The organism is Paracidovorax anthurii (assembly GCF_003269065.1).
GTDB classification, from domain to species: Bacteria; Pseudomonadota; Gammaproteobacteria; order Burkholderiales; family Burkholderiaceae_C; genus Paracidovorax; species Paracidovorax anthurii.
Genome location: NZ_QLTA01000023.1, coordinates 63,044 through 73,797, shown reverse-complemented (window position 1 = coordinate 73,797; position 10,754 = coordinate 63,044). Strand labels below are relative to the sequence as shown.

Annotated in this window: 12 protein-coding genes; 1 reads left to right on the top strand and 11 read right to left on the bottom strand. The window is 67.2% G+C overall.

From position 1 onward, the window contains the following. The coding region (locus AX018_RS12940; protein WP_146749253.1) for a transposase at window positions 1-319 on the top strand (319 nt) is incomplete at its 5' end. A 259-nt stretch (window positions 320-578) separates the two neighbouring features. On the opposite strand, the gene hisA is transcribed toward AX018_RS12940, so the two are convergent. The 11 genes from hisA to AX018_RS12885 all read right to left on the bottom strand — a co-directional run bounded on the left by hisA (window position 579) and on the right by AX018_RS12885 (window position 10,744). Continuing rightward, on the bottom strand, window positions 579-1,325 hold the full coding sequence (gene hisA / locus AX018_RS12935) for a 1-(5-phosphoribosyl)-5-[(5-phosphoribosylamino)methylideneamino]imidazole-4-carboxamide isomerase (protein ID WP_111877696.1): 747 nt from the start codon (window positions 1,323-1,325) through the stop codon (window positions 579-581). Between the two features lie 65 nt (window positions 1,326-1,390). Beyond that, window positions 1,391-2,059 (bottom strand): imidazole glycerol phosphate synthase subunit HisH, encoded by a 669-nt coding sequence (hisH, locus tag AX018_RS12930; RefSeq protein WP_111877695.1) that lies wholly within the window; start codon window positions 2,057-2,059, stop codon window positions 1,391-1,393. Between the two features lie 52 nt (window positions 2,060-2,111). Beyond that, the gene (gene hisB / locus AX018_RS12925) at window positions 2,112-2,750 is read right to left on the bottom strand and encodes an imidazoleglycerol-phosphate dehydratase HisB (protein ID WP_111877694.1); all 639 of its coding nucleotides are present in this window, start codon (window positions 2,748-2,750) and stop codon (window positions 2,112-2,114) included. Continuing rightward, window positions 2,747-3,856: a pyridoxal phosphate-dependent aminotransferase gene (locus tag AX018_RS12920; protein ID WP_111877693.1), complete on the bottom strand. Its 1,110-nt coding sequence runs from the start codon at window positions 3,854-3,856 to the stop codon at window positions 2,747-2,749. Before AX018_RS12920 ends, hisB begins: the two co-directional genes overlap by 4 nt. Before the next feature lie 64 nt (window positions 3,857-3,920). After that, complete coding sequence (locus AX018_RS12915) at window positions 3,921-4,937, bottom strand: ParA family protein (RefSeq protein ID WP_111877692.1); 1,017 nt, start codon at window positions 4,935-4,937, stop codon at window positions 3,921-3,923. After that, window positions 4,934-6,142: an ATP-binding protein gene (locus AX018_RS12910; protein WP_111877691.1), complete on the bottom strand. Its 1,209-nt coding sequence runs from the start codon at window positions 6,140-6,142 to the stop codon at window positions 4,934-4,936. The genes AX018_RS12915 and AX018_RS12910 overlap by 4 nt, the downstream gene beginning before the upstream one ends. A gap of 83 nt (window positions 6,143-6,225) precedes the next feature. After that, entirely contained in the window at window positions 6,226-7,554 is a 1,329-nt protein-coding gene (gene hisD, locus AX018_RS12905; RefSeq protein WP_111877690.1) for a histidinol dehydrogenase, read from the bottom strand. 20 nt (window positions 7,555-7,574) lie between these two features. Further along, window positions 7,575-8,216 (bottom strand): ATP phosphoribosyltransferase, encoded by a 642-nt coding sequence (gene hisG / locus AX018_RS12900; protein WP_111877701.1) that lies wholly within the window; start codon window positions 8,214-8,216, stop codon window positions 7,575-7,577. Window positions 8,217-8,233: 17 nt separating this feature from the next. Further along, on the bottom strand, window positions 8,234-9,547 hold the full coding sequence (murA, locus tag AX018_RS12895) for a UDP-N-acetylglucosamine 1-carboxyvinyltransferase (RefSeq protein WP_111877689.1): 1,314 nt from the start codon (window positions 9,545-9,547) through the stop codon (window positions 8,234-8,236). A gap of 93 nt (window positions 9,548-9,640) precedes the next feature. After that, window positions 9,641-9,889, bottom strand: a complete 249-nt coding sequence (locus tag AX018_RS12890) for a BolA family protein (protein ID WP_111877688.1) — start codon at window positions 9,887-9,889, stop codon at window positions 9,641-9,643. A gap of 99 nt (window positions 9,890-9,988) precedes the next feature. Beyond that, window positions 9,989-10,744 (bottom strand): ABC transporter permease, encoded by a 756-nt coding sequence (locus tag AX018_RS12885; RefSeq protein WP_111877687.1) that lies wholly within the window; start codon window positions 10,742-10,744, stop codon window positions 9,989-9,991. Between the last annotated feature and the right edge of the window lie 10 nt (window positions 10,745-10,754).

Below are 10,754 nucleotides of genomic sequence, written 5' to 3'. Positions count from 1 at the left end.
CAAGGGAGCGCTTGCGGCCTTCAAGCGCTGCAAGCGCTCGCTGGGGCGGGTGCAAAGTGTGCTGACGGACAGCGGTTACACAGGCGAGCCCTTCGCGCAAGGCGTCAAGGACATCCTGGGTGAGCATGTGACGGTGCAGATCGCCAAGAGAAGCGAGTTGCACACCTTCAAGGTCATGCCCAAGCGCTGGGTGGTTGAGCGCAGCTTTGCTTGGCTGGACAAGAATCGGCGGCTATGGAAGAACTGTGAGCGATGGCTCAACACCAGCTTACAGTTCGTCCACTTGGCGTTTCTGGCTCTGCTACTCAGAAGATCGTAAACACGTTCTTACAACTTCTGTATCGAGGACCTCGGATACGACGCGGAGAACGTCGAGCAGGTCGGACCCGTCACGGTCGAAATCGAGGGCTCCTCCAAGGAGTCGATACTGAAGAGCATCAACGCCGACCTCCCCAAGACGCGGACAGGCACCACCTACACCTCGGCTTCGTAAGCGCGGCCGCAGCTTCCGGGCGCGGCCATCGCCTGCCGCCCGGCGGGTGATGGCTCCCCGGCGACCCCGGCGGCGGGCCCGGGGATCAGGCCACGCCGTTCAGTTCGTCCGCGCGGCTTTGCGCCGCCGCAAAATCCAGATCGCCCGAATAGATCGCGCGGCCGCAGATGACGCCTTCCACGCCTTCGCCCTCCACGGCGCAGAGCTGCTCGATGTCGGTCATGCCGGCGAGGCCGCCCGAGGCGATGACGGGGATGCTGAGGGCCTGGGCCAGCTTCACCGTGGCGTCGATGTTGATGCCCGAGAGCATGCCGTCGCGGCCGATGTCGGTATAGACGATCGATTCGACGCCCCAGTCCTCGAACTTCTTGGCGAGGTCGATCACCTCGTGGCCCGTGAGCTTGCTCCAGCCATCGGTGGCGACCTTGCCGTCCTTGGCGTCCAGGCCCACGATGATGTGGCCGCCGAAGGCGCTGCAGGCGTCCTTGAGGAAGCCGGGGTTCTTCACGGCGGCCGTGCCGATGATGACGTAGCGCAGGCCGCCGTCGATGTATTTCTCGATGGTGTCCAGGTCGCGGATGCCGCCGCCGAGCTGCACGGGCAGGTCGTCGCCCACTTCCTTGAGGATGGCCTTGATGGCGGCGTAGTTCTTGGGCGTGCCGGCGAAGGCGCCGTTCAGGTCCACGAGGTGCAGACGCCGGGCGCCGGCGTCCACCCACTTGCGCGCCATGGCCGCGGGGTCCTCGCCGAACGTGGTGGATTGATCCATGTCACCTTGCTTGAGGCGTACGCAGTGTCCGTCCTTGAGGTCGATGGCGGGGATGAGCAGCATGATGGAGGGCGAAGGGTGAAGGAATGCCGTGGCGGGCGCGACGGCCCGGCCGGGGTTGAAGGAAATCAGGGATTCCAGTGGAGGAAGTTGCGATAGAGCGCCAAACCGTGCCCGGAACTTTTCTCTGGATGGAATTGCGTGGCAAAAATATTATCGCGTGCGATGGCGGATGCAAAGCACCCGCCGTAGTCGGTTTCCCCCGCGGTGTGCGCTGCATCGCGCGGCAGGGCATGGAAACTGTGCACGAAATAAAAATAGCTTTCGTCAGGGATGCCGTCCCACACGGGGTGCGCGCCGCCCGCATGGGGCACCTGGCGCACGCGGTTCCAGCCCATCTGCGGCACCTTGTAGCGGCTGCCGTCGGGCTGCGTGCGGCCCGCGAGGTCGAAGCGCCGCACGTCGCCGGGGATGAGGCCCAGGCCGGGGGTGTCGCCCTCGGCGCTGTGGTCCAGCAGCATCTGCATGCCCACGCACACGCCGAAGAGGGGCTTGGAGGCGGCGGCCTCCAGCACCGATTCCTGCAGGCCGGATTCGCGCAGCTCGCGCATGCAGTCCGGCATGGCGCCCTGCCCCGGCAGCACCACGCGCTGCGCAGCGCGCACCTCCTCGGGGCGGGAGGTCACGACCACGGTCCATCCGCTGCCCTCGGCGGCGGCCTGCACGGCCTGCGAGACGGAACGCAGATTGCCCATGCCATAGTCCACCACGGCCACGGTTTTTGCTTCGATATTCATAGCAACAAAGATAGAAAAGACGCCGACATGGAGCCTCTTCAGCTCAACTTCCTTACAACGAACCCTTGGTGGAGGGGATGACGCCGGCCGTGCGCGGGTCGCGCTCCAGCGCGGCGCGCAGGGCCCGCGCGAACGCCTTGAAGATCGTCTCGCACTGGTGGTGGGCGTTGAAGCCCTTGAGGTTGTCGATGTGCAGCGTCACGCCCGCGTGGTTCACGAAGCCCTGGAAGAATTCGTAGACGAGCTGGGTGTCGAGCTGGCCGATGCTGCCGGCGGTGAACTTCACGTCCATGTGCAGGCCCGGGCGGCCCGAGAAATCGACCACCACGCGCGAGAGCGCCTCGTCGAGCGGCACGTAGGCATGGCCGTAGCGGCGGATGCCCTTCTTGTCGCCCACGGCGCGCGCGAAGGCCTGGCCGAGCGTGATGCCGACGTCTTCCACCGTGTGGTGGCCGTCGATGTGCAGGTCGCCTTCGCACTCGACTTCCAGGTCGATGAGGCCGTGCCGCGCGATCTGGTCGAGCATGTGGTCGAAGAAGCCGATGCCGGAGGCGAGGCGCACGGCGCCCGTGCCGTCGAGGTTCACGCGCACGCGGATGCGCGTCTCGGCGGTGGTGCGGGCGACCTCGGCGATGCGGTCGGCGTCGGGGCCCTCAAGGGCGGCGGAGGGAACGAGTGCGGAGGAAGTCATAGGGAAGCCTGGAGCGCGTCGAGCATCTGGGCGTTGTCGGCCATGGTGCCCACCGTGAGGCGCAGGCAGCGGGCCAGCAGTGGGTGCATTGTAGAAACGTTCTTGACGAGAACCTTGCGGGCCTTCATGCCCTCGAAGGCGCGCGCGGCATCGGGCACGCGGATGAGCACCATGTTGGCCTCGCTGTCCCACACCCGTTCGATGCCGGGCATGGCTCGCAGGTCGGCCACCAGCTGCGTGCGCGCCGCGCGCAGTTCGGCGGCCTGGGCCGCGAAAACCGGGGCGTGCTCCAGCGCGAAGAGCGCGGCCTCGCAGTTGAGCACGCTCACGTTGTAGGGCGGGCGCACCTTCTCGATCTCGTTCACGAGCGCGGCCGGGCCGATCAGGTAGCCCAGGCGCACGCCCGCCAGGCCGAACTTGCTGAGCGTGCGCATCAGCAGCACGTGCGCGTTGCGCGCGGGCTCGGCGCGCATGCGGTCGATCCAGGTGCGGCTCGCGAAGGGCTGGTAGGCCTCGTCCATCACCACCATGCCACCCTGCGCGCCGGCCGCGTCGATGATGCGCTGCACCGCGCCCTCGTCCCACAGCGTGGCGGTGGGGTTGTTGGGGTAGGCGAGGTAGGTGATGGCCGGGCGGTGCGCGGCGATGGCCGCGAGCATCGCGGGCTCGTCCAGCTCGAAGTCGGGCGTGAGCGGCACGCCCACGAAATCCAGCCCCTGCAGCTGCGCGCTCATGGGGTACATGACGAAGCCCGGCAGGGGCGCGAGCATGGTGGCGCGCTCGCCGGTGCCGGGGCGCGCGCAGGCCAGCGCCAGCAGCGTGATGAGCTCGTCCGAGCCGTTGCCCAGCACCAGCGCGCTGCCCTCGGGCACGCCGGCGTGCGCGGCGATGGCATCGCGCAGGTCGTTCAGGCGCGCGCCGGGGTAGCGGTTGAGCGCCAGCGCGCCGAGGCGGCGGCCAAGCGCCTCCTGCAGCGGCCCGGGCAGCGTGAAGGGGTTCTCCATCGCGTCCATCTTGAGAAAGCCCGCCGCGGACTGCACCGCGTAAGCGTGCATTGCGCGGACATCGGGACGGATGCGTTTTAATGCAGCGTCGGTCGTAGTCATTTCAGGATTTCCCATTTTTTGATTTGAAGGCGGTGGAGTTCACCTCTGAAGGGGCGGGCACTGCCTATCCATGAGCCAAGGGCAAAACAAGGTCGATTCGCCTGGCCAATTCCTGTGCAAGCACTTTGAAATCGCCATGCGCCTTCTGCACCGCATTAGCGTGAGAGCCGATGGCACCGTCTGCCGCACGCAAGGAAAATACCGGTTTGCGCGCTTCCTGGGCCAAGGGCATCAGGCTGTTGTAATTCTTGAGCGTGGCCAAGCAGTAAGGATCCTGTTCGATAGCAGGCAAGGTTTTCTTGCCGATGTCCTCGCCGAGCACGCTCCTCCTGAATTCCGCCGGAATCTGGTTCAACCAGCGCGTGTAGGCCTTGACCGGCCGCGTAAGCCGCACGCCATGCCGCATGGCTATGTAGCCGGCCGGCGTCATGCTCCCACTGGGCAAGTCGAACGTGGGCCGCTCCCAACTTCCGCGGCGCTTATCCCACCCTTTTTGCCACTCCCGCAAGGTGGGCCCGAGATTTCGCAAACCCTGCAGCGAAAACAGGTCTGCTCCAAGGGGAACAACGACATGATTGCTGCCCAGCAGTGCGGCACGGTTGATGGCTCCAAGGTTGGGGCCGACATCGACGACGATCAGGCTCGCATCGAACCGCGCCGCGGCCTCCTGCGCACTGCGCCAGAACGCAGTCAGGATGCGGAAAGGCCGTGTCTTGTTGTTATCGTCCATCGCCTCGGTCCAGGTGGCCGAGAGTTGATCCTCGAAGCCGGATAGGCCAAGGTCGCCGGGAATCAATGCCAGACGTGGATGGATGACTTGATAGTCCGCCGGAGCGAAGTCCCCCACGTCCAGCAAAGGCTTCACACTGTCGTAGATGGTGGAAACCTTCAGTTCGTCCTCCCAGAGGCCGGCCAACTGGTCCTCGTCGAGGAAAGCCGCCGTGAGGTTGGCCTGGGGGTCGAGATCGACCGCCAGAACGCGAACCCCCAACTCGGCGAACATGGAGGACAGGTGATAGACCAGGGACGTCTTTCCAACGCCGCCCTTATTGTTGAAGAATGTCAGTACAGGCAGGTTCATGCGGGCCTCCGCACAATCACCAGCACGTGGGTGGCTCTGACCTCGAATTCCGGCAGCGGATTACCGTTGTCCGCCAGCAGTCTGCGCGCCGTGGCAATCCCCACGCCGAACCGCTGCACATAGCCCAGCACTTTCAAGGCCTCGGCCAAATGCGGATTGCGGTAGTCGGTAATGCCCGGCTGCCCGAAGTTGCCGGCGTTCACGATCCCGTAGGGCCCTCCAGGGCTGACGATTTCGATACGGTCGTTGAACCACGTTACCCGTATGGGAGCATTCGTGGCCTCGTAGGTGCGGTGCATCACGGCATTGCGAAGCAGTTGCTGGAGCGCCGCCAAAGGATAGTCCGCCCTGCGTCTTTCGACATCCCCCGACGCCACATCGACCCGGGTGGCGATATGCGCACGCAGCTTGTCGTCCAGCCGGCCGATGATTTCGCCCAGGCGTCCGTCGATCACTGCTTCGTCGACGATGGGGTCGTCGAGTTCGACACCATCGATCCGCAGGAATTGGACATAGCTGCAGGGGATCAGGTCGCGCGGACGCGTGCCGATCACCATCGCTCCCAGCACGGTCGGCAGGGGCGATGCGACGGAATCGATCATCCGGCAGGCGCTCAACCGCTCTTCATAGGTGCGGTGATTGGCCTCCAGCACGTCCGGTGCGAATGCGCCGGGAAGGTATTCGGTCTCGAAAGCGCTGCGGCTCAGATCGGCAAGCGACGCGAACGATACGGGCTGCAGATCGAAAGGCAAATCGCCGTGGCGTCGCCGTTCATTCAGCAAGCGTTCGTCCTGCGCGTTCGCAATACCATGCCGCGGTCCGGTGCGGATGCAGATGCGCCCTTTGTATTTCACGGGCGGCGCTTCGGCAGGCATGACGGTCATCACGACGACATCCTTGTCGCCCAGGCGACGCTTTTCAACCGTCATGCTGGGAAACGGCAGGATGTTTCCATCCGAGCGGATGTCCGCCAGGGCAAGCAGCAGTTGGTCGGTAATTTCCAGCCCGGTCAAGGCGCCGTCGCCGTCTTTCGCGCCGATGAAAACCACCCCGGGCTGCCCATGACCAGGCAGATCATTGGCGAACGCACACACGGCCTGACGCACCTTCTCGGGGGCATCCCCCTTGAAGCTCTCCTTCCGTTCTGCCCGGTCCGATTCCAGATCGGACAGCAATACCAGCAGTTGTTCGTCTGTGAGTCGCATGCAGACCTCTCCCGATTAACCCAGCATTCGCAGTGGACCATACCAGCCTCGGCACCAACTGCCAGGCCTCAGGCAGAGCCGGCTCAAGACCGGGACTGCTTCAGCCGCATCTCGGCCGCGCGCGCATGGGCCTGCAGGCCCTCGCCGTGCGCCAGCACGCTGGCGATGGCGCCCAGCGTCTGCGCGCCCTGCTCGCTCACCTCGATGAGGCTGCTGCGCTTCTGGAAGTCATAGACGCCCAGCGGCGACGAGAAGCGCGCCGTGCCGCTCGTGGGCAGCACGTGGTTGGGGCCGGCGCAGTAGTCGCCCAGGCTCTCGCTGGTGTAGGCGCCCAGGAAGATCGCGCCGGCGTGGCGCAGCAGCGGCTCCCAGCGGTGCGGGTCGCGGCTCGACACCTCCAGGTGCTCGGGCGCGATGCGGTTGCTGATGGCGCAGGCCTCTTCCATGTCCCGCGTGAGGATCAGCGCGCCGCGCCCGGTGAGGCTCTTGGCGATGATCTCCGCGCGCGGCATGGCGGGCAGCAGCCGGTCGATCTCGCGCTGCACGGCGTCGAGGTAGGCCGCGTCGGGGCACAGCAGGATGGACTGGGCCAGCTCGTCGTGCTCGGCCTGGCTGAACAGGTCCATGGCCACCCAGTCGGGCGGCGTGGTGCCGTCGGCCAGCACCAGGATCTCGCTGGGCCCGGCGATCATGTCGATGCCCACGGTGCCGAACACGCGCTTCTTGGCGCTGGCCACGTAGGCGTTGCCGGGGCCGGTGATCTTGTCCACCTTCGGCACCGTGGCCGTGCCGTAGGCCAGGGCCGCCACGGCCTGCGCGCCGCCCAGGGTGAAGCCGCGCGTGACGCCCGCCACGTAGGCCGCGGCCAGCACCAGCGGGTTCTTCTCGCCGCGCGGCGTGGGCACGACCATGATGATCTCGGGCACGCCGGCCACGTGGGCGGGGATGGCGTTCATCAGCACGCTCGACGGGTAGGCGGCCTTGCCGCCCGGCACGTAGATGCCCACGCGGTCCAGCGGCGTGACCTTCTGGCCGAGCAGCGTGCCGTCCTCGTCGCGGTAGCTCCAGCTCTCGCCGCTCGCCTTCTTCTGCGCCTCGTGGTAGGCGCGCACGCGCCTTGCGGCGGCTTCGAGCGCGTCGCGCTGCGCGGCGGGCAGCGCATCGAAGGCGGCCTTCAGCTCGGCCTGCGAGAGTTCCAGCGCGGCCACGGAAGGCGCCTGCAGGCCGTCGAAGCGCTGCGTGTACTCCAGCACGGCCGCATCGCCGCGCCGCTGCACGTCGGCGAGGATGTCGGCAACGCGCTGCTCGATGGCGGCATCGGTGTCGGCGGACCAGTGCAGGCGCGCGGCGAATTCCGATTCAAACGTGGCCGATGTCGTCGCAATGCGGGCGGGAGCTGCTATCAATTCCATAGTGAGTCTCCGGAAATCCCTCAGTGGGGGCGGACCGCGCCGGCGAAAGCATCGATGATGCGGCGCAGCGGCACGCGCTTGAGCTTGAGCGCGGCCTGGTTCACGACCAGATGCGAGCTGATGTCCATGATGCGCTCCACCTCCACCAGGTGGTTGGCGCGCAGCGTGTTGCCGGTGGAGACCAGATCGACGATGGCGTCGGCCAGCCCGGTGAGCGGGGCCAGTTCCATGCTGCCGTAGAGCTTGATCATGTCCACGTGCACGCCCTTGGCGGCGAAGAATTCGCGCGCGATGGTGGTGTACTTGGTGGCCACGTTCAGCCGCCCGCCCTGCTTCACGGCGCGGACGTAGTCGAAGTCGTCGCGCACGGCCACGCTCACGCGGCACTTGGCGATGTGCAGGTCGAGCGGCTGGTAGAGGCCCTGGCCGCCGTGCTCGATGAGCGTGTCCTTGCCCGTCACGCCGATGTCGGCGCCGCCGTACTGCACGTAGGTGGGCACGTCGGTGGCGCGCACCAGCACCACGCGCACCCCGGGGCGGTTGGTGGACAGGATGAGCTTGCGCGACTTCTCGGGGTCTTCCAGCACCTCGATGCCGGCGGCCGCGAGCAGCGGCAGGGTTTCTTCGAAGATACGGCCCTTGGAGAGGGCCAGCGTGATCATGTCGTCGTCGTTGGTCGTCATGCCTTCACCCGTTCGATATCGGCGCCCAGGGCGCGCAGTTTGCCTTCCATGCAGTCGTAGCCCCGGTCGAGGTGGTAGATGCGGTCCACCACGGTCTGGCCGTCGGCCACGAGGCCGGCGATCACCAGGCTGGCGGAGGCGCGCAGGTCGGTGGCCATGACGGTGGCGCCCGAGAGCAGCGCGCCCGTGTCGCCCAGGCCCTCGATGATGGCCACCTTGCCGTCCGCCTGGATGCGCGCGCCCAGCCGCAGCATCTCGTTCACGTGCATGAAGCGGTTCTCGAAGATGGTCTCGGCCACGGTGGAAGTGCCCTGCGCCACGACGTTGAGCGCCATGAACTGCGCCTGCATGTCGGTGGGGAATCCGGGGTATTCGGTGGTGCGGAAGCTCTGCGCCTGCAACTGCCCCGCGCCGGGGCTCTGCACGCGGATGCCGCCCTCGGGGCCGTTCACGGGCTCCACGGTGGCGCCGGCGTCGCGCAGCTTCTCGATCACCGCATCGAGGTGGTCCGCGCGGCCGTGGCGCAGCAGCGCCTCGCCGCCCGTGGCCGCCACGGCGCACAGGAAGGTGCCGGCCTCGATGCGGTCGGCCACCACGCGGTGGGTGCAGCCGTGCAGGCGCTCCACGCCCTGCACGCGGATGCGGCTGGTGCCCTGGCCTTCGATGCGCGCGCCCATGGCGATGAGCATCTCGGCGAGATCGACCACCTCCGGCTCCTGCGCGGCGTTCTCCAGCACCGTCTCGCCCTCGGCCAGCGTGGCGGCCATGAGCAGGTTCTCGGTGCCCGTCACCGTGACCATGTCGGTGGTGATGCGCGCACCCAGGAGGCGCGTGCGGCCGGCGGGCAGGCGGGCGATCATGTAGCCGTGCTCCACCACGATCTCCGCGCCCATGGCCGCGAGGCCCTTGATGTGCTGGTCCACCGGGCGCGAGCCGATCGCGCAGCCGCCGGGCAGCGACACCGTGGCCTCGCCGAAGCGCGCGAGCAGCGGGCCCAGCGCCAGCACCGAGGCGCGCATGGTCTTCACGAGGTCGTACGGCGCCTCGGGCGTGGAGAGCGCGCTCGCGTCGATGTGCACGGTGCCGCCGCCGGCGCGGTCCGCGCCCTGGGCATGGCTTGCCGACACGCCCATGTTGCGGATGAGTTCGAGCATCGTCGCCACGTCCTGCAGGCGCGGCACGTTGAGCAGGGTCACGGGCTCGGCGGTGAGCAGCGCCGCGCACAGCTCGGGCAGCGCGGCGTTCTTGGCGCCGGAGATCGGCACCTCGCCCCGCAGGGCGCGGCCGCCGCGAATGAGGAGTTGGTCCATGGCTGATCGCCTGAAATGGGGTGAGATAAGGGCTATGTCGGCGTCCGCTCTTGCGGACATGCTATTGAAATATGAGCAACCCAGGTGCCGCCGTCAGCCCTCGCCCGGCAGCGCGGCCCACTCGGCGGGGGTGTAGGTCTTCATCGAGAGCGCGTGCACCTCGTCCGTGTGCATGCGGCTGCCGAGCGTCGCATAGACGCGCTGGTGGCGCTGGATGGGGCGCTTGCCCTCGAACTCGGCCGAGACGATGGTCGCGTACCAGTGGCGGCCGTCGCCCTCCAGCGCGAGGTGTGCGCAGGGCAGGCCCGCGCGGATCAGGTCTTTGAGTTGGTCGGCGGTCATCGGGGGGCCTTCGCAGGAAATCTTGGAGGGGGTCGTCGGGGTCTTGGGAAAGCCGGCCCGCCGCCCGCGCGTGGCACGCGGGCAGCAAGCCGGCCGGGCTCAATGGCGGATCTTGTAGCCCGTGCGCAGCAGGTGCACCGCGAGCGCGCTCACGGCCAGCCAGGCGCCGCCCACGATGCCCAGGCTCAGCCAGGGCGAGGTGTCGCTCTGGCCGAAGAAGCCGTAGCGGAAGCCGTCGATCATGTAGAAGAACGGGTTCAGGTGGCTCACCGTCTGCCAGAAGGGCGGCAGCGACTGGATGGAATAGAACACGCCCGAGAGGAAGGTCATGGGCACGATGATGAAATTCTGGAAGGCCGCCATCTGGTCGAACTTGTCGGCCCAGAGCCCGGCGATCAGCCCCAGCGTGGCCAGCAGCGCCGCGCCCAGCAGCGCGAACGCGGCGATCCACAGCGGCGCGGCGAACTCGGGCCGCGCGAAGCCCAGCGTGGCGACGAACACGCCCAGCCCCACCACCAGCCCGCGCACGATGGACGAGCCCACGTAGGCGAAGAACCAGGCCCAGTGCGACAGCGGCGTGAGCAGCACGAACACGAGGTTGCCCATGATCTTGCTCTGGATGAGGCTCGACGAGCTGTTGGCGAAGGCGTTCTGCAACAGGCTCATCATCACGAGGCCGGGCACGAGGAAAGCGGTGTAGCTCAGGCGGTCGTAGACCTTCACGTGGTCTTCGAGCACGTGGCCGAAGATCAGCAGGTACAGCACGGCCGTGAGCACGGGCGCGGCGATGGTCTGGAAGCTCACCTTCCAGAAGCGCAGCACCTCCTTGTAGAACAGGGTCTGCCAGCCGGTCATCGGGCCACCT